Below are 18,132 nucleotides of genomic sequence, written 5' to 3'. Positions count from 1 at the left end.
CAAGGCGGTTCCCCCATCGGTGTGATCGTCCGGGCGAGTATAGGACCTCCCTTTACCGGCCTTTTTGTCCGGCCGGTCCCGCCGGGAAGACGTTCCCCGTGTCCCAGCGGCGCTTGATCTCCTGAAGCCGCCGAAGATCGGTAGCCGAAAAAACGCTCTCCGCGACCTCTCCCGGCGCGTGTTCGCCGTACACGAACGGCAGCAACCGGCCGGTCGTCCACGGCGCCAGCGCGTCGAACAGCTTCCCGTGTGCGCGCCGCACAGCCGCGACGCCGTCGTCGCCGACCATCGACAGGGCGCGGACGACGTATTCGGCCGAGCTGTCCCAGCCCACCCCCGGCGTCTCCGGCTTCCGGGCGAGCGCGCCGCCCAGCAGGTCGACGATCAGGACCGGCGGTGTGGCCGTGCCCGGTCCCGCGTGCTCGAGGATCGCGTCGAGCATGGCGTCGTTCAGCTGGGAGACGGTCGCGTTGGTGCCGTGGTAGCCGTGCGGCTGCCGCGGCTCGGCCGCGATCGACCCGGACTCGGTGAACGGCATGGTCCGGAGCGTGTCGGCAAGGGTGGGCGCGGCGGCCCGCAGCGGTGCGACGAGTTCGTCGCCGTCCTCGCCGAGGTAGGCGATCCGGACCTGCGCGATGTGCCGTCCGCGCAGGGGTTCGGGCACCATCGGCAGGTCGGGGTACTGGATCATGGCCAGTGACGTCGTCAGCGTGTCCGGCGCGGCCGCCGACCAGGTGCGCCAGGCCCGCAGCGCCGCCGGCACGTCGGCGGTGTCGAAGGTGAGGCTGCCGCCGTAGAGCTCCGCCACCGGGAAGAGGGCGAACTCCATCGCCGTGACGACGCCGAAGCCGTCGCGGCCGCCGCGCAGCGCCCAGAACAGGTCCGAGCCGGGTTCGACGCGTCGCAGCTCGCCGTCGGCGGTGACGACGTCGAGCGCGCGGACGTGGTCGGCCGCGCGGCCGTACCGCCGGGCCGTCAGCCCGAAGCCGCCGCTGAGGGTGTAGCCGACGACGCCGACGTCCGGCGACGAGCCGCTGAGCGGCGCCAGGCCGTGCTTCCCGGCGGCTTCGATCACGGCCTCCCAACGGGTGCCCGCTTCGACCCGGGCGGTTTTCGCGTCGGCGTCGATCTCCACGCCGGTCATCCGGCGGGTGCTGATCAGGAGCCCGTCGGTCCCTGAGGTCAAGCCGTGCCCGGTGGCCTGGACCGCGACGGACAGGCCGTGCCCGGTCGCGTACCGCACGGCAGCGACGACGTCCTCGGCGCTTTCGGCGGCGACGACGGCCGCGGGCGAGCTGGGCACCGCCGTCTGGAACCCGGCGACTTCTTCGGCGTACCCGTCCTGACCTGGGCGGAGGATGTTCATCTCGGCTCCTTTCTTCGCTGCTTCCAGCTTCGGGCAGAGTCGGTCAGAAGTCCAAGATCTGGTTTTTCTCTCTACTAGAATCAACGCTTATGGAACTGCACCAGCTCGCGTACTTCGTCGCCGTCGCCGAGGAAGGCAGCTTCACGCGCGCCGCGGAACGGCTGCACGTGGCCCAGCCCGGGGTCAGCGCGCAGGTCAAGCGCCTCGAACGCGAGCTGGGGCAGGAGCTGCTGGACCGTTCGGGCCGGACCGTCCGGCTCACTGACGTCGGTGCCGCCGCCCTGCCGCACGCCCGGGCCGCGCTCGCGGCGGTGCAGGGCGTGCGCGAAGCCGTCGAAGAGCTGGCCGGGCTCGTCCGCGGCCAGGTCGCGATCGGCGCCGTGACGTCGGCCGGGCCGGTCGGGCTGCCGGACCTCCTGGCCGGCTTCCACGGGCGGTACCCGGCCGTCGAGATCACGCTGTCGGAAGCCAACTCCGACGTCATGCTCGCGGACCTGCGCGAAGGGCGCCTCGATCTCGCCGTCGTGGGTCTCGCGACCGACCCGCCACCGGGGATCGCGACGCAGGTGCTGCTCGACGAGCCGTTCCTGGCTGTCACGGCACCCGCCGGTCCATTGGCCGATCGGACGGCGGTCGACCTCCCCGAACTGGGTGATGTTCCGCTGATGGCCCTGCCGAAGGGGACGGGCCTGCGCACGGCGCTGGACGCCGCCTTCGCGCGCGAAGGATTGACGCCGCGGATCGCCTTCGAGGCGGCCGACCCGAACGTCCTGGTCCAGCTCGCGATGCGCGGGCTCGGCGTCGCGGTCGTGCCGGAGTCGCTGGCCCGGTACCACCAGGCCGACCTGCGGATCCTCGACATCGCCGAGGCCGGGCTGCGCGGCGTGCTGGCGCTGGCGTGGCGGACGGGCGGGCCGCTGAGCCCGGCCGCACGCGCGTTGATCGCGTTCGCCCGGGCGGCTTACCGCTCTTGACATGGCGTCAACAAGGTCGTTCCCTTGACTGATGACCGAGAACGCCCTTCGCGACGCCGTCGTCGGCGCCGGGCTGCTGGCCGGGAGCGCGAACGTGATCATGCAGCTCTCCCGCGCGCCGGTCGGGTACGGCGTCCTGGAGAGCCGGGTCGACAGCGGCAACCTCTTCCGCCACCCGGCGAAGCGGACCCGCACCACGCTGACTTACCTGGCGGTCGCGACGATGGGGACCGACGCCGAGCGCGCGGCCTACCGCCACGGCGTCAACCGGGCGCACGCGCAGGTGCACTCGACGACGTCGAGCCCGGTCGCCTACAACGCCTTCGACACCGACCTGCAGCTGTGGGTCGCGGCCTGCCTCTACAAGGGGTTCGAGGACGTCTACCGCGCCTTCGTCGGCGGCGATCCGGAGCGGTTCTACCGCGACTCCGCGAAGTTCGGCACGACCCTGCAGGTCCAGCCGGAGATGTGGCCGGCGGACCGCGAAGCCTTCGAGAAGTACTGGACCGCGGGGCTCGACGAGGTCGCCGTCGACGACACCGTCCGCCGCTACCTCACCCGGATCGTCGACCTGGAGTTCCTGCCCCGGGTCTTCGCCGTGCCCGGGCGGCGGTTCCACCGGTTCGTCACCACCGGGTTCCTCCCGCAGCGCTTCCGCGACGAAATGCGGCTGCCGTGGACGGCCGCGGACCAGCGCCGGTTCGACGCGCTGCTCGCGGCGCTCGGCCGGGTCGTCCGCGTCCTGCCGGGGCCGGTGCGGCGGTTCCCGTTCAACTTCTTCCTCGTCGATCTGCGGTGGCGGCTGCGCACCGGACGTCCGCTTGTCTGAGAGTTGACCGCTTCGCGCAGGAACGCGAAGGTGGGCCGATGAGCGACGAGATGCGGCACGGCGTCAAGCTGAGCAGTCTCGACCAGGAGGTCTTTCCCGGCGCGGGAGTCACCAAGCGCGAACTGCTCGACTACCTCGAAGCGGTGGCCGGCCGGATGCTGCCGGAGCTGCGCGACCGGCCGCTGACCGTGCTGCGGGTCCTGCGCGGGCAGGGCCCGTTCATGCAGAAGAACCTGCCGAAGTACACCCCGGAGTGGGTCGAGCGGGTCACGATGTGGGCCGAGACGTCCAAACGGGACGTCTCCTACGCGTTGTGCAACGACCTGCGCACGCTGGTCTGGTTCGGCAACCAGCGCGCGATCGAGTACCACACGGCCCTCTTCCGCGGCGACCCCGCGAGCGGTCCGACGCACCTGATCCTCGACCTCGACCCGCCCGAGGATGGCCCGTTTTCGCTGGCCGTCGGCGCGGCGAAGCTGGTGCGGGAGGCGTTGCGCAACGACGGCCTCGACGGCGCGGTCAAGACCAGCGGCTCCAAGGGCGTCCACGTCTTCGTGCCGCTCGCGCCGGGACAGTCCATCGAGGACATCGCCGCGGCGACCCGCGCGGTCGCGGCCCGGGCCGAGCGCATCGACCCGGCGCTCGGGACGACCGAGTTCGTCCGCGAGCGCCGCGAAGGCAAGGTGTTCCTCGATTCGACCCGGGCCGGCGGGGCGACGGTCGTATCCGTCTACAGCCCGCGTCACCGGCCGGGGGCGCCGGTGTCGTTCCCGGTCCGCTGGGCCGACCTCGACGGCGTCAAGCCGGCCGACTTCACCGTGCACACGGTCCCGGACCTGCTCGGCGATGGCGACCCGTGGACCGGGGAGATGCCGGAGCCGTTCGTGCTGCCCGCCGACCTGGTCGAGGAGGGCCACACGATCCCGATCGCCCGGGTGGTCGCGATGCACGAGGGCAAGCGCCGGGCCCGCGCGGCCCGCAATTCGAGCACCTGACAGGGAGCTTTCACGTGAAAGCTCGGGTCAGGCGGCCTGGTTGTGGCCGTAGCCGAGCGGGCGGCGCAGGGTCGGCCGGGTGAGGTGGACGATCCGGCCCGGGGTCCGGTCGGCGACCCGGTGGCGGGCCAGCCAGACGACGTCGCGGCCGAACGACCAGGTCAGCGAGGTCAGCGCGAGCGCGACCAGGGCCAACGTCACCGACGGCGGCAGCAGCCGCGAGACCGCGACCACCAGCACGACACCCTGCACCGCGGCCACCGTCTTCCGGGCCATGCTCGGGTACAGCGGCGCGGTCAGCCAGGGCATGGCCCACGAAGCCGCGACGAAGACGTACCGCATCAGGCCGATCGCCAGCACCCACAGCCCCAGCGTGCGGGACACCTGGACGCACAGCAGCAAGATCAGGAACGCGTCGACCTCCATGTCGAACCGCGCGCCGAACTCCGACGCCGTGCCGGTGCGGCGGGCCACCTGGCCGTCGAAGCCGTCGAGCAGCAGCGCCACGCCGACCAGCCCGACCAGCCACCCGAGAGAAAAGTCACCCTCGGCGATCAGTTCCGCGGCGCACCCGACGAGCGTCGCGCGGGCGAACGTGATCCAGTCCGCCGGCCCGAAGGCGGGGCGGCCGCTGCGGCGCAGCCCCCACTCGGTGAGCAGCACGAGCGCGAGGCCGTAGACGACTCCGGTCGCCCAGGCGAGGAGGGTGAAACCGCCCGCGACGACCCCCGCGGCGAGCACCGGCGCCGGCACCACCGCGCGCAGGAGAAGGTCCTGTTTGATCATCGTCGACTCCGCGAATTGCTCATAGGGTGTGGCGACACCAGCCTCCGGTCGCCGCTGAGGAGAAACACGTGGAACAGGCCTTCTGGGTTCAAAGTCCCGGCACGGGACAGCTGCGGGAGGCGGTGCTGCCCGAGCCGGGGCCGGACGACGTGCTCGTCCGCACGCTGTACTCCGGCGTGAGCCGCGGCACCGAAACCCTCGTCTTCCGCGGCGGTGTCCCGGCGAGCCAGCACGACGTCATGCGCGCGCCTTTCCAGGAGGGCGAGTTCCCCGGCCCGGTGAAGTACGGCTACCTCAACGTCGGCGTCGTCGAACGTGGCCCGGCGCACCTCGAGGGCAAGACCGTCTTCTGCCTCTACCCGCACCAGACCGCGTACGTCGTCCCGGCGAGCGCGGTGACGCCGGTGCCGGACACCGTCCCACCCGGACGGGCGATCCTCGCGGGCACAGTCGAGACCGCGGTGAACGCCGTGTGGGACGCGCGGCCGCGGCTCGGCGACCGGATCGCCGTCATCGGCGCCGGGATGGTCGGCTGCAGCGTCGCGAAGCTCCTCAGTGGCTTCCCGGCGACGCGGGTGCAGCTGATCGACGTCGACGAGTCCCGGGCGGAGATCGCCGGCGCGCTCGGTGTCGACTTCTCGACTCCCGGCGAGGCGCTCGGCGAGTGCAACCTCGTCGTGCACGCGAGCGCCAGCGAGGCGGGGCTCGCCCGTGCGCTGGAGCTGCTCGCGCCGGCAGGGGAGGTCGTGGAGATGTCCTGGTACGGCGACCGCCGGGTCAGCGTCCCGCTCGGCGAGAACTTCCATTCGCGGCGGCTGGTGATCCGCAGCAGCCAGGTCGGGACGGTCGCGCGGCCGGACCGCAGCTACGCCCAGCGGCTCGGCGTCGCCCTCGATCTGCTGGCCGATCCCGCGTTCGAAGCGCTGGTCAGCGCGGAATGCACGTTTAAGGATCTTCCTTCCGTGCTACCCCGGCTGGTCGCGAATGAACTTTCCGCCCTGTGCCTCCGTGTCATGTATCAGCCGCAGTGACCACGTCCACCCGAACGCATCGGAGGTCTTGGTGTTCAGCATCACCGTCCGTGACCACGTGATGGTCGCCCACAGCTTCCGCGGGGAGGTCTTCGGACCCGCGCAACGCCTGCACGGGGCGACCTTCGTGGTGGATGCGACCTTCCGCCGGGCCGAGCTCGACGAGGACAACATCGTCGTCGACATCGGCAAGGCCACGGAAGAGCTGGGGGCGGTGCTGAGCGACCTGAACTACCGCAACCTCGACGACGAGCCGCAGTTCAAGGGCATCAACACGTCCACGGAGTTCCTCGCGAAGGTCATCGCCGACCGCCTCGCCGACGCCGTCCACGCCGGACGCCTCGGCGCGGGCGCCCGCGGCCTCGACGGCATCGCCGTCTCCCTGCACGAGTCGCACGTCGCCTGGGCGAGTTACGAGCGTGCCCTGTGAACACTCTCTACGTCATCCTCCCCGGGGACATCGACGACACGTCGGTCCCGAGCGGCGGCAACACCTACGACCGGCGGATGTGCGACCGGCTCGCCGCGGCCGGCTTCGACGTGCACGAGATCGCCGTCTCCGGCAGCTGGCCGCGCCCGGACACCGAGGCCCGCGCGGTCCTCGGCCACCTCCTCTCCGCGCTGCCCACCGGGTCCGCGGTGCTGCTCGACGGCCTGGTCGCCTGCGGCGTGCCCGAGGTCGTCGTCCCGCAGGCGCGCCGGCTGTCGGTGTCGGTGCTGGTGCACCTGCCGCTGGCCGACGAAACCGGCCTGCCGCCCGCGCTCGCCGCCGAGCTGGACGCGCTGGAGCGCGAGACGCTGCGGGCCGTCGGCTCGGTCGTCGCGACCAGCGAGTGGGCCGCGCGCCGCCTGATCAGCCACCACGGCTTGGCCCGGCACCGGGTGCACGCGGTCACGCCGGGCGTCGACGAGGCGCCCCTGGCCATCGGCACCGACGGCGTGTCCCGCCTGGTCTGCGTCGCCAACGTGACCCCGCGCAAGGGCCAGGGCGTGCTCGCCCAGGCCCTCGAGACCGTCGCCGACCTGCGCTGGACCTGCGAATGCGTCGGCGGGATCCGCCGTGAGACCAAGTACGTCGAGCGGCTGCGCGAGCACCGGCTCGGCGACCGCTTCAAGCTCACCGGCCCCCGCACCGGCCGGGCGCTCGACGCGACCTACCACACCGCCGACCTGCTCGTGCTGCCTTCGCGCGCCGAGACCTTCGGCATGGTCGTCACCGAAGCCCTCGCCCGCGGCGTGCCGGTGCTGACCACCGACGTCGACGCGCTGCCCGACACCGTCGGCGTCGCGCCGGACGGCTCGGTGCCCGGCATGCTCGTGCCCGGCGACGACGTCGAAGCGCTCGGCGCCGCCCTGCGCCGCTGGCTCACCGAGCCGGCGCTGCGGACGCGGCTGCGCGCGTCGGCGAAGCTGCGCCGCGAGACCCTGACCGGCTGGGACGACACCGCCCGCCGGATCGCCGACATCCTTCTCCGGCAGGAGGCGGCGGCATGAGCGCGTTCGAGCCTGACTGGCTGTACCTGCGTGAACCCGCGGACGCCGCGGCCCGCGCCACCGAGCTCATCGACCCGCTGCGCGCCCACCTGCCCGAGGACTTCGTCGTCCGCGACCTCGGCTGCGGCACCGGCTCGCTCGGCCGCTGGCTGGCCGCGCGGCTGCCCGGCACCCAGCACTGGATCCTGCACGACCACGACACCGAGCTGCTCAGCCACGCGCAGGCGAGCCTCCCGGGCACCGCGCTCGACGGCAGCCCGGTCGACGTCGTCGCCGAGCAGCGGGACGTCACCGCGCTGCGGGCGGCGGACCTCGCCGGGACGTCGCTGGTCACCGCGTCCGCCCTGCTCGACCTGCTGACCAGGGACGAGATCACGGCGCTGGCCTCGGCGGTCGTCGAAGCGGGCTGCGCGGCGCTGCTGATGCTGTCGGTCACCGGCAAGGTGGAGCTCTCGCCCGCCGACCCGATCGACCCGGCGCTGGCCGCCGCGTTCAACGCCCACCAGCGGCGGGTCACCGAGGACGGCCGCCGGCTGCTCGGCCCGAACGCCGTCGACGTCGCCGCGACCGCGTTCAGCAGGCTCGGTGCCACGGTCGTCCGCGCGGACAGCGCGTGGCGGCTCGGCCCGGACCAGGCCGAACTGCAGCGGCAGTGGCTCGAAGGCTGGGTCGGCGCCGCCGTCGAGCAGCTGCCCCAGCTGCGCCCGGTCGCCGACGTCTACCTGCAGCGGCGGCTCGAGATGGCGGCGGCCGGCGAGCTGCACGCGGTGATCCACCACGGCGACCTGCTGGTCCTGCCGCCGAGCCTGGAGGTGGCGGCGTGAAGCGCGCGCTCGCCTGGCTGCGGATCGCGGGCGCGCTCGGCATCCTCGCCGTGCTCGTCTGGCAGCTCGGCAGCGCCGCCTTCCTCGACGGGCTCGGCCGGATCAGCGCGCCCGGCGTGCTCGCCGCCCTGGTCATCGGCCTGGCGACGACCGTGTTCAGCGCGGGCCGCTGGCAGATCGTCGCCACCCGGCTCGGCCTGCGGCTTTCGCTGCGCACCGCGGTCGGCGACTACTACCGCGCGCTGTTCCTCAACGGCGTGCTGCCCGCGGGCGTCCTCGGTGACGTCCACCGCGCGGTGCAGCACGGCCGCGACAGCGGTGACGTGCCGCGCGGTGTGCGGGCCGTCGTCCTGGAACGCACCGCGGGCCAGGTCGTGCTGATCGCCTCCGCGGTCACCGTCGTGCTCGCGGCTCCTTCGGTCGTGCCCGCCGCGTTCCGCGAGATCGTCGTGGGCGCCGGGGTGGTCGTCGTGCTCGCCGCCGTCGCCGGGCTGGTCGTCGGCCGCCTGCTCGGCGGGAAGTGGATCCACAGCTCGTCGAAGTGGCGTCGCGGCTTCGCCGTCACCCTCGCCGACGTCCGGCTCGGCCTGCTGACCCGGGAGACGTGGCCCAGCGTGGGCTTCCTGTCCGCCGCGACCCTGGCCGGGCACCTGGCGCTGTTCGTCGTCGCCGCCCGCGTCGCCGGGGTCGGCGCGCCGGTGTGGCAGCTCGTGCCGCTGATGGTCCTCGCGCTGCTCGCGATGGGCCTCCCGCTCAACGTCGGCGGCTTCGGCCCGCGCGAGGGCGTCTGCGCCCTGCTCTTCGGCGCGGCCGGTCTGGGGGCCGCCCAAGGTGTCACCGTCGCCGTGGTCTACGGCGTGCTCACGCTGGTCGCGAGCCTGCCCGGCGCCGGTGTCCTGCTCGTCCGGAGCGTCGCCGGGTTCCGCGAGACCCGCGCTCCGCACACCGGTGCCGTGCCCGCTCCGCGCGTCGCGGCCGGCACCGGGATCGAAACGGAAGTGGGGTTGCAGTCATGACCGCAAGTGAGATCGTCGGGGATCTGCCGCGCCGGGCCGTGGTCGAGCGGGTGGTCGAGACCCGGCTGCCGACCCGGCACGGGACGTTCCGCGCGGTCGGGTACCTCGACCGCACCGGCACCGAGCAGGTCGCGCTGGTGTACGGAGACGTCTCCCCGCTCGGCGCCCTGACCCGGGTGCACAGCGAGTGCCTGACCGGCGACGTCTTCGGCTCGACGCACTGCGAGTGCGGCGACCAGCTGGCGGCGGCGATGGACCGGATCGTCGAGGAGGGCTCGGGCGTGCTGGTGTACGTCCAGGGCCACGAGGGCCGCGGGATCGGCCTGCTCGCGAAGCTCGAGGCGATGCGGCTGCAGCAGGACGAGGGCCTCGACACGGTCGACGCGAACGTGGCGCAGGGCCTGCCGGTCGACGCCCGCGACTACCACGCGGCGGCGGGCATCCTGACCGATCTCGGCATCCGCTCGGTGCGGCTGCTGTCCAACAACCCGAAGAAGGTCGAACAGCTCACGCGCTACGGAATCCGCATCAGCGAGCAGGTGCCGCTGCTGGTTCCGCCGAACCCGGAGAACCTGCGGTACCTGCGGACGAAGGCCGAGCGGATGGCCCACCTGCTGCCGCACCTGGACCAGGTCTTTTCAGGCGCCTAACACCTCGAGCACCCCGGCGAAGCGCTGGACCAGCGTGTCCAGCAGGACGTGCCCCTTGGCCGCGCTCGCCAGCGAAGGACGGCCGACCACCCCCGACTCCGTGTACGCCCGCAGGCCCAGCGTCAGCAGGTGCTCCCGGTCGGTGACGTGGTCGGCCGTTTCGTGTCCCGGCCGGACCAGGTGCGGGTGCGCGTGCAGCAGGATCGACGTCTCCAGTTCGCCCGCGTGCATGTCGTCGTCCAGTGACGTCCGCAGGCCGGCCGCGGTGTGCGCCGCCTGCCAGTCGGCGACCCCCGGGAACAGCGCCATCGCGCCCGCCGCCTCCTGGACCACATTGGACAGTACGTAGTTGCCGCCGTGCCCGTTGACCAGCACCAGCCGGTCCACGCCGGACGCTTTCAGCGACGCGGCGACGTCGGTGACGACGGCGTGCAGCGTGCGGGCCGAGATGCTGACCGTGCCCGCCCACGCCGCGTGCTCGTGCGAGCACGAGATCGTGATCGGCGGCAGGTGCAGGACGGGGTACGCGTCGGCCAGCGCCTTCGCCAGGGTCGCCGCGATGACCGTGTCGGTCGCCAGCGGCAGGTACGCGCCGTGCTGCTCGAAGCTGCCGATCGGCAGCACCGCCACCGACGCCCGCCGCTCCCGCTCGTCGGCGGTGGTGGCGAGCGGGAACAGATCGGTCATCTCCGCGGCCCTTCACTAGGTTGGTGGCATGACCGAGCATGCCGCACTACTGGACGTCGCGCGCGAGGCCGTGGCGAAGGCGACGGAGATCGTCAGGTCGCGCCCGAGTTTTTCCGTTTCCGCGAAAGGCGATCGCGACCTGGTGACCGACGTCGACACGGCGGTCGAGGACGCGCTGCGGGAGTTCCTCGCCGCCGAGACGCCGGAGATCGGTGTCCTCGGCGAGGAGCGCGGCCGCAGCGGGGACGGCGGCGGCCGCTGGTGGGCGCTCGACCCCATCGACGGGACGGCGAACTTCGCGCGGGGAATTCCACTCTGCGGGATTTCCCTGGCGCTCGTGGACGGCGAACACAGCACGGTCGCCGCGATCACGCTGCCGTACCTCGGAGTCACGTACACCGCCGCGCGCGGCGAAGGTGCTTTCGCGAACGGAGAGCGCGTTGGCGCGTCGGCCGCGACGGAACTGCGTGACGCGATGATCGCCGTCGGCGACTTCGCGATCGGCGAGCTCGCCGAGGAGAAGAACCGCGCCCGGCTGACGCTGCTGTCGGACCTCGGCGCGCGGGCGCAGAAGATCCGGATGCTCGGCACCGCGGCGATCGACCTCGCCTGGGTCGCGGACGGAAAGCTCGACGCCGCACTGATCCTGTCCAACAATCCCTGGGACACCATGGCCGGCGTGCTGCTCGTGCGCGAGGCCGGCGGCGCCGTCGTCGACCGCGACGGCAGCGAGCACACGGTCGGTTCCGCGGCGACGATCGCCGTCGGCGCCGGGCTGCGCAAGGAGATCGTGGACGCACTTGATCGCGCGTACGGGGTTGTTCGTTAGGATTTCCGGGTACACCGTGGGCGGCGCCACAGCGCGAGTTTGCATCGTCGGGATTGCGCTGTCCGCGCAAGGTTTTCGGCTACGTTGGTACCGGTCGGCTCCCCAGCCTGGCATGCTGACCGGATCTCGTCGGCCACTCGGAGAATGGTGGATGCTCGTGGAAAGTCGCCGGATCCGCGATCGGTACCGGCTGCTCGAGCCGATCGGCGGCGGGGCGATGGGCACGGTGTGGCGCGCCCAGGACGAAAAGCTCGACCGCACGGTGGCGATCAAGGAACTCCTGCTGCCGCACGACCATGACGAGCAACGCACCGAAGAGGCGAAGAACCGCGCGATGCGCGAGGCGCGGATCGCCGCCCGGCTGCAGCATTCCCACGCGATCACCGTGTTCGCCGTCCTCGAAGAGGAGGACCGGCCGTGGCTGGTGATGGAGTACCTGCCGTCGAAGAGCTTGGCGGCCACGCTCGCCGACGGGCCGGCCACGGTGGACGACGCCATCCGCGTCGGCGTGCAGATCAGCTCGGCGCTGGCGGGCGCGCACCGGGCCGGGGTCGTGCACCGCGACGTGAAGCCGGCCAACATCCTCGTCGCCGAAGACGGCACGGCGAAGATCACCGACTTCGGCATCTCCCGCGCGATCGGTGACGTCAAGCTGACGGCCACCGGCGAGATCGCCGGCACGCCCGCGTACCTCGCGCCCGAGGTGGCCCGCGGCGAAGACGTCGACTTCGCGGCGGACGTCTTCTCGCTCGGTGCCACGCTGTACGCCGCCGTCGAGGGACAGGCGCCGTACGGCACGGCCGACAACCCGATCGCGTTGCTCTACAAGGCGTCCAGCGGCGAGACCATCCCGCCGGAGAAGGCGGGCCGGCTGACGCCGCTGCTGGAGCGGATGCTCGCCACCGAGCCTGCCGAGCGGCCCTCGATGGACGAGGTCGAGCGGGAGCTGCGGGCCCTGCTGCCCGAGGCGGAGCCCGGTGAGTCGGTACTCGCCGCGACGGTCCCGGAGGCCACCCCGCCGGCCGTGCCGACGGTGCCGGCCGCCGTCGCCGTGCCCGCGGCCGAGGTCACCGCGGTGTCGCCGGGCGCGCGCAAGGGCCTGATCGCCGTCGGGGCGGGGGCGGCGCTGCTGTGCGTCGCGGTCGTCGTGGCGATCCTGCTGGTCGTGCGGCAGAAGCCGCCGCAGGACACCGCCGCTCCGCCGGTCACGCCGCCGCCGTCCACCTCGGCTTCCGCGACGCCGTCGACGCCGCCGTCGACCCCGCCGACCTCCGCGCCGTCCTCGGCGACCTCCGCTCCGCCGCCCACCTCGCCGACGGTTTCGACCGTGTCCTCGTCGAAGACCGCCGTTGACGCCCTCACCGCTTACTACGGGCTGCTGCCGGGCAACCCGGCGGCGGCGTGGAACTTGCTCACGCCCCGTTTCAAGGCTTCCCGCAACCAGACCTACGAGACGTACAAGAGCTTCTGGGGAAAGTACAAGTCGGTGCAGGTGACCGGGCAGAAGGAGGTCGGGCCCGGCCGGGTGACCGCGCACGTCACCTACGACGGCGGCAACCCCGAGAACGACACCTTCACCCTGGTCCAGGTGGGCGGGGTCTGGATGATTGACGCACAGAGCTGAACCGTCCCGGCTTGGGGTGCGTGTGACGTATGAGCCGTCACCGCCGTCGACCCACGCTGGAGGTTGCCGTGTCCGTTCCCACCGACCTGCCCCGGCGCGCGCGATGAGAGCCGCCGACCCGATGGTGTTCATCCTCCCGGCCGCCCCGCCGGGCAGCGACACCTACGACAAGCGGATGTGCCAGAACCTGCCCGCCGTCGGCCAGCCGGTGCTGGAGCTGCCGATCGCCGGAGGCTGGCCGGAGCCGGACGCGGCGTCGCGGCGGCGGCTGGCGCGGTCGCTCGCCGCGCTGCCCGACCGGACCGTGGTGCTGCTCGACGGCATGATCGCCTCGGGCGTGCCCGAGATCGTCGTCCCGCACGCGCGGCGGCTGCGCCTGGCCGTGCTGGTGCACCAGCCCCTCGCCGACGAGCCCGGCCTCGACCCGGCGCACGCCGCCGAGCTGGACGCCTGCGAGCGGGAGACGCTGCGGATGGCCGGGATGGTCGTCGCGACCAGCCCGTGGCTGGCCCGGCTGCTGATCGACCGCCACGACCTGGACCCGAGCCGCGTCTACGTCGCCAAGCCGGGCACCGACGCGGCGCCGCTCGCGGCGGGCGCGGACGGCGTGTCCCGGCTGCTGTGCGTCGGCGACGTCACCCGCCGCAACGGCCACGACCTGCTGGTCCAGGCCCTCGGTGAGGTCGACCACCTCGCGCTGTCGTGCGTCTTCGTGGGCTCGCTGGAGGCGGACCGGGCGTTCGTCGACGAACTGGGCTGGTCGATCGAGCGCCTCGGCCTCGGCAACCGCATCACCCTCGCCGGCGACGCGGTCGACCTCGGCGCGGCCTACAACGCGGCGGACCTGCTGGTCGTCCCGGCGCGCGCGGCGACGCCCGGCATGTTCGTCGCCCAGGCGCTGGCCAGGGGCATCCCGGTGCTGGCCGCGGAGGTGGGCGGGGTGTACGACGCGCTGGGCGTCGACGCCGACGGCGAGATGCCGGGCCTGCTGGTCGAGCCGGACGACCCGTTCGCACTCGCCGACGCGCTCCACCGCTGGTACGCGGACCCGGAGCTGCGCCGCTCCCTGCGCACGGCGGCGCTGGGCCGCGGCAGCGCGCTGGAGGAGTGGGACGTCGCGGCGCGGCGGCTCACGCACGTCCTGTCGCGGCTGGCGTCCGAACCCCGGATCGTCGCTTGACGGCCTTGCCGGGGTGCTGAGATTCCACGACCCTGGCCCGATGCCGCCTCAACGCCCGGTGCCCGGTCGCACCCTCGATTCCGAACGCGGGTTCCTCGAAGTCGCCGGTCGTGATCCGGGCCGTTCGCTGCGTGACTCGCTGCTCGCTTTCCGGGACCTGATCTCGGGCGACATGGACTGGGTGGACAGCCGGAAGAGCCAGTTCCGCCGTCGCGCGTCGATGGTCCGGGTGAGCGCCCTCCTGCTCACGGCGGCGTCGACCGTGGTGCTCGGCATCCCGGAGATCCCGGCCAGGGCGTCGATCGCGCTGCCGATGGTCGCGCTGGTCACCGTGCTCGGCGGGCTCGAGACGTTCTTCAACTGGCGTTCGCGCTGGGTACTGATGACGGAGACGCGTTACCGCTTCAACCGCCTTCGCGACGAGGTGGACTACTACATCGTCACGACACCCGAGACCGAGCTGAGCCGCGAACGTCTCGAGGAGTTCTTCGCCCGGCACCAGGTCGTCTGGGACGAGACCAGCCGCCAGTGGGTCGAGTTCCGCAAGCTCGACCGCCCACCGCAAGCGCCCGAAGTCCGCGGCTGACGCCGTCACGTCAGGGTGAGCGCGTAGATCTCCACCCGCGGGTCGTTCGGCAGGCTCACCGACTGCAGCGTCTTCCCGCCGTCCACCCCGGCCGAGATGCCGAACAGCCGGACCGGCGGCCCGTCGACGCCGCTGCCCGCCTTGATCCGGTGCGGCATCTCGAGCAGCACCGGACTGCCCGACCCGGCCCAGTCGCCGAACGTCAACGCCAGGTCCGCGCTCGTGCCGTCGGTGTAGTGCGCGGTCAGCGTCGTCGACACCGGCCCGTTGTGCGACGCCCCGACGAGCTTCAACGCCGTCCGCTGGCCTGCCGGGAGCAGCAGCGACTGGCCGCGGGCCTCCACGAAGTTGGGTGAAGTCCCCGAAGCGTCCGGCGCGGCGTAGGTGACGCCGTCCCAGACCACCGGGCCGGCCGCCGGGAGCAGGGCGGCGTCGTAGCTCCAGCCGCCGCCGTCGAAGTTGCCTTCCGACGACGCCGTCACCGTGGCCGTGCCGTCGTGGTTGCGGTCGCGGCTCAGGTCCACCGCGCACTGCGGTCCGGAGGAAGCGCACGCCGAGGGCGTCCGGACCTCGACCGTCGCCGACCGCGTCACGGTGTTCGCGCCCAGCCCGGACACCGTGACCTGCACCGGATACGTCCCGGGCGCCGCGCCCGCGGGCACGGTGACGGTGATCGGCACCGTCTTCTGCACCGGCAGCCGCCCGGACCAGACCACGTCGAACGGTTGCATCCGGGCCTTCCAGCCGGGAGCCGAGACGGAAACCGTGACCGGCTGCAGGGCCGGGTTCTGCGCGAGGACGTCGAGGTCGAGGTGCACCTGCTGGGCCGCACCGGCGGGGATGACCACGGACGTCTGCCGCAGCGACGCGTCGACGTGCCGACGCAGATCGCCGGCGGCGTTGTTCACCGAAGGCGGCGCCGCGGCGGCGGACGTGCCCCAGTCCGACGGCTTCGCGCCGAGCTTGTGGTTCAGCGACCCGCCGTGGGCGATGGCGGCCCAGTCGAGGGACGTCTGCCGGACGGCGCGGCCGTTGAGGGAGACGCTCTGGATGTACCGGTTCGCGTCGCTCGCGCCCGGCGCCGACACGGTCAGCGTCCCGCCCTGGGAGGTTCCGTACTGTCCGATCCGGACGGTCGCCGACTCGAACTGCGGGCTCGACAGCGCGAGGAAGTTCGCGCCGCTCATCGTCGGGTAGAGCCCGAGCGAGGAGAAGACGTACCAGGCGGACATGGTGCCGAGGTCGTCGTTGCCGGTCATGCCGTCCGGCCCGGTGGTGAACAGCGTCATCGCCGCGCGGACGACGGTCGCGGTCTTCGCCGGCGCCCCGACCCAGTTGTACGTGTAGGGCGCGAGCAGATCGGGTTCGTTGTTCGGGTTGTAGGTGGCCTTGCCGTAGTAGTCGTAGGGGCTGGCGATCCAGTCCTTCCGCGCGGTACCGGCGGGGTCCTTGAGAAGGTTGTCGTACGCGAAGAAGGAATCGAGGCGCTTCTCGGTCGCGGTCCGGCCGCCCATCAGGGAGACGAGCCCGGCGGGGTCCTGCGGCACGAGCCACTGGTATTGGTGGGCGCCGCCCTCGTGGAACTGGTGATCGGCGTCGACGGGGTTGTACGGCGTGAGGAAGGTGCCTTCGGTGGTGCGCGGGCGGAACTGCCGGATCGTGGAGTCCCAGAGGTTGCGGTACCACTGACCGCGGTCGGCGAACATCCGCGCGTCGGCCTGGTGGCCCAGACCACGCGCCATGAGCGCGAGCGCCGCGTCGGCCGCGGAGTACTCCATGGTCGCCGAAGCCGGGTGCTCGCAGTCGTTGTCGCCGCCCTTGGCCGCGCAGTCCTTGCCGAGCTCCAGCCCGCTCGGGATGTACCCGCGCGCGTTGTAGTAGTCGACCCCGGACCGCCCGTTGTACGGCGAATCGGCGGGTGGTGTGCTGGTCGCGTTCTTCTTCAGAAGCGCGTAGGCCTCTTCTTCGTGTCCGGCGAGCAGCCCCTTCGACCACGCCTCGACGAGGAACGGCGTCACGGGATCGCCGGTCATGATGTTGGTTTCGCTCTCGGCGAGAGCCCACCGCGGAAGCCACCCACCATCCCGCCCGATGGCGACGACCGACAAGGCGACGTCCCGCGCGACCTGCGGTTCGAGCATTTCGAGGAGCTGGTTCTGCGGCCGGTAGGTGTCCCACAGGGAGAAGTTCTGGTAGGGCGTGTAGCCGTTCGCGGTGTGCACCTTGCCGTCGAAGCCGGTGTAGGCACCGTCGGTGTCGCCGGCGAGGTTCGGGTGCAGCTGCGCGTGGTAGAGCGCGGTGTAGAAGGCCGTCTGCCGCTCGCTGGTGCCCCCGGCGATCTTGATCGCACCCAGTTTGTCGACCCACTGCTGGTGCAGCGCGGTCTTCGTCGCGTCGAAGTCGAAGCTGTCCTTGGTCTCCGCCGCGAGGTTCTTCCGCGCGCCGTCGAGCCCGGTGTAGGACAGGCCGACCTTGAGGACGACGTCGTGATCGGTGGCGGCGTCGAAGCTGACCCAGGCACCGTTCCCACCGGTGCCGGCGGCGTCCCGGCTGCCTTCGGTGCGCGTCGAGCCTCGCCAGGTCCCGAAGGAACTGAAGGGGCGATCGAAGGAGGCGGTGAAGTAGACGGTGTGCTCGTCATGCCCGGCACAGAACCCACCGGCTTTGACCCGCCCTTCGAGGGTCCGATCGCCGACGACGTGGATCTCGGAGTCCTTGACGGACTGGTTGGCCTGACCGGTGTTGAACAGGACGTTCGCCTGCCCGGTGGCGGGGAAGGTGTAGCGCTGCCACCCGGTGCGCGCGGTGGCGGTCAGCTCGGCATCGATGCCGTACTTCTTGAGCCCGACGCGGTAGTACCCGGGCTCGGCATGCTCGTCGTCGTGGCGGTATTCGGACTTGTAGGCATCCTTGTCAACGTTGTCCACGGCGCCGGTGGTGGGCATGATGGGCAGCTCACCCATGACCCCGCAGCCGACGCCGGAGAGGTGCGTCTGGCTGAAGCCGTAGATGGAGTTCTGCAGGTAGTCGTAGCCACCCTGGCCACCGGTGTCGGGACTGACCTGCACCATCCCGAAGGGCGCACTGGCGCCGGGGAAGGTGTTGCCGAAGTTCTGCGTACCGACGAAGGGGTTGACCAAGCCCACCGGATCGACCGTCGTGGCGGCGTGCGCGGTGGCTTGCGTCGTGGCGGCGACCACGAGCCCGATGGCCGCGACCGCGGCGAGCCGTCTGCCTTGCGACCCCATGGCGCCTCCCGGG

Annotated in this window: 17 protein-coding genes; 13 read left to right on the top strand and 4 right to left on the bottom strand. The window is 72.2% G+C overall.

The genetic code is table 11. The annotated features are described in order from the left end of the window. Window positions 1-52: 52 nt before the first annotated feature. On the bottom strand, window positions 53-1,366 hold the full coding sequence (locus AB0G28_RS23805; RefSeq protein ID WP_361092713.1) for an FAD-binding oxidoreductase: 1,314 nt from the start codon (window positions 1,364-1,366) through the stop codon (window positions 53-55). Window positions 1,367-1,455: 89 nt separating this feature from the next. Between AB0G28_RS23805 and AB0G28_RS23800 the strand changes: the two genes are divergently transcribed. The 3 genes from AB0G28_RS23800 to ligD are packed head-to-tail and all read left to right on the top strand — an operon-like array spanning window position 1,456 to window position 4,164. After that, window positions 1,456-2,340: a LysR family transcriptional regulator gene (locus AB0G28_RS23800; RefSeq protein ID WP_361092710.1), complete on the top strand. Its 885-nt coding sequence runs from the start codon at window positions 1,456-1,458 to the stop codon at window positions 2,338-2,340. 31 nt (window positions 2,341-2,371) lie between these two features. Next, the gene (locus AB0G28_RS23795) at window positions 2,372-3,169 is read left to right on the top strand and encodes an oxygenase MpaB family protein (RefSeq protein ID WP_361092707.1); all 798 of its coding nucleotides are present in this window, start codon (window positions 2,372-2,374) and stop codon (window positions 3,167-3,169) included. A gap of 38 nt (window positions 3,170-3,207) precedes the next feature. After that, window positions 3,208-4,164, top strand: coding sequence for a non-homologous end-joining DNA ligase (ligD, locus tag AB0G28_RS23790; protein ID WP_361092704.1), 957 nt, complete (start codon window positions 3,208-3,210; stop codon window positions 4,162-4,164). A 27-nt stretch (window positions 4,165-4,191) separates the two neighbouring features. On the opposite strand, the gene AB0G28_RS23785 is transcribed toward ligD, so the two are convergent. Then, a complete protein-coding gene (locus AB0G28_RS23785) occupies window positions 4,192-4,950 on the bottom strand; it encodes a CDP-alcohol phosphatidyltransferase family protein (RefSeq protein WP_361092701.1) in 759 nt (252 codons plus the stop codon). A gap of 68 nt (window positions 4,951-5,018) precedes the next feature. Between AB0G28_RS23785 and AB0G28_RS23780 the strand changes: the two genes are divergently transcribed. From AB0G28_RS23780 to ribA, 6 genes are read left to right on the top strand one after another with little or no spacing between them, the layout of a single operon-like run. Continuing rightward, entirely contained in the window at window positions 5,019-5,981 is a 963-nt protein-coding gene (locus AB0G28_RS23780) for a zinc-binding alcohol dehydrogenase (protein ID WP_361092698.1), read from the top strand. A 31-nt stretch (window positions 5,982-6,012) separates the two neighbouring features. Beyond that, window positions 6,013-6,411 (top strand): 6-carboxytetrahydropterin synthase, encoded by a 399-nt coding sequence (locus AB0G28_RS23775; RefSeq protein WP_361092695.1) that lies wholly within the window; start codon window positions 6,013-6,015, stop codon window positions 6,409-6,411. Beyond that, the gene (locus tag AB0G28_RS23770) at window positions 6,408-7,475 is read left to right on the top strand and encodes a glycosyltransferase family 4 protein (RefSeq protein WP_361092692.1); all 1,068 of its coding nucleotides are present in this window, start codon (window positions 6,408-6,410) and stop codon (window positions 7,473-7,475) included. Before AB0G28_RS23775 ends, AB0G28_RS23770 begins: the two co-directional genes overlap by 4 nt. After that, window positions 7,472-8,299, top strand: a complete 828-nt coding sequence (locus tag AB0G28_RS23765; RefSeq protein WP_361092689.1) for a class I SAM-dependent methyltransferase — start codon at window positions 7,472-7,474, stop codon at window positions 8,297-8,299. Before AB0G28_RS23770 ends, AB0G28_RS23765 begins: the two co-directional genes overlap by 4 nt. Continuing rightward, window positions 8,296-9,315, top strand: a complete 1,020-nt coding sequence (locus AB0G28_RS23760) for a lysylphosphatidylglycerol synthase transmembrane domain-containing protein (RefSeq protein WP_361092686.1) — start codon at window positions 8,296-8,298, stop codon at window positions 9,313-9,315. The genes AB0G28_RS23765 and AB0G28_RS23760 overlap by 4 nt, the downstream gene beginning before the upstream one ends. Then, entirely contained in the window at window positions 9,312-9,965 is a 654-nt protein-coding gene (gene ribA / locus AB0G28_RS23755; RefSeq protein ID WP_361092683.1) for a GTP cyclohydrolase II, read from the top strand. The genes AB0G28_RS23760 and ribA overlap by 4 nt, the downstream gene beginning before the upstream one ends. Here the strand turns inward: ribA and AB0G28_RS23750 are convergent. Next, complete coding sequence (locus AB0G28_RS23750) at window positions 9,954-10,652, bottom strand: creatininase family protein (RefSeq protein WP_361092680.1); 699 nt, start codon at window positions 10,650-10,652, stop codon at window positions 9,954-9,956. The two genes, ribA and AB0G28_RS23750, sit on opposite strands and share 12 nt — an antisense overlap. 28 nt (window positions 10,653-10,680) lie before the next feature. On the opposite strand from AB0G28_RS23750, the gene AB0G28_RS23745 reads away from it, so the two are divergent. The 4 genes from AB0G28_RS23745 (at window position 10,681) to AB0G28_RS23730 (ending at window position 14,871) form a co-directional block, all read left to right on the top strand. Further along, a complete protein-coding gene (locus AB0G28_RS23745) occupies window positions 10,681-11,481 on the top strand; it encodes an inositol monophosphatase family protein (protein WP_361092677.1) in 801 nt (266 codons plus the stop codon). Between the two features lie 151 nt (window positions 11,482-11,632). Beyond that, a complete protein-coding gene (locus AB0G28_RS23740; protein WP_361092674.1) occupies window positions 11,633-13,105 on the top strand; it encodes a serine/threonine-protein kinase in 1,473 nt (490 codons plus the stop codon). A 121-nt stretch (window positions 13,106-13,226) separates the two neighbouring features. Then, entirely contained in the window at window positions 13,227-14,285 is a 1,059-nt protein-coding gene (locus AB0G28_RS23735) for a glycosyltransferase (RefSeq protein ID WP_361092789.1), read from the top strand. 40 nt (window positions 14,286-14,325) lie between these two features. Further along, a complete protein-coding gene (locus AB0G28_RS23730; RefSeq protein WP_361092671.1) occupies window positions 14,326-14,871 on the top strand; it encodes a DUF4231 domain-containing protein in 546 nt (181 codons plus the stop codon). A gap of 5 nt (window positions 14,872-14,876) precedes the next feature. On the opposite strand, the gene AB0G28_RS23725 is transcribed toward AB0G28_RS23730, so the two are convergent. After that, window positions 14,877-18,119 carry a GH92 family glycosyl hydrolase gene (locus tag AB0G28_RS23725; protein ID WP_361092668.1) on the bottom strand — a complete coding sequence of 1,081 codons (3,243 nt, stop codon included), beginning with the start codon at window positions 18,117-18,119 and terminating at the stop codon, window positions 14,877-14,879. Window positions 18,120-18,132: the final 13 nt, after the last annotated feature.

The sequence above is a fragment of the Amycolatopsis sp. NPDC021455 genome (assembly GCF_040640995.1).
Taxonomy (GTDB): Bacteria; Actinomycetota; Actinomycetes; order Mycobacteriales; family Pseudonocardiaceae; genus Amycolatopsis.
Note: the sequence above shows the minus strand (reverse complement) of the source record. Positions and strands in the feature narration are given on the sequence as shown.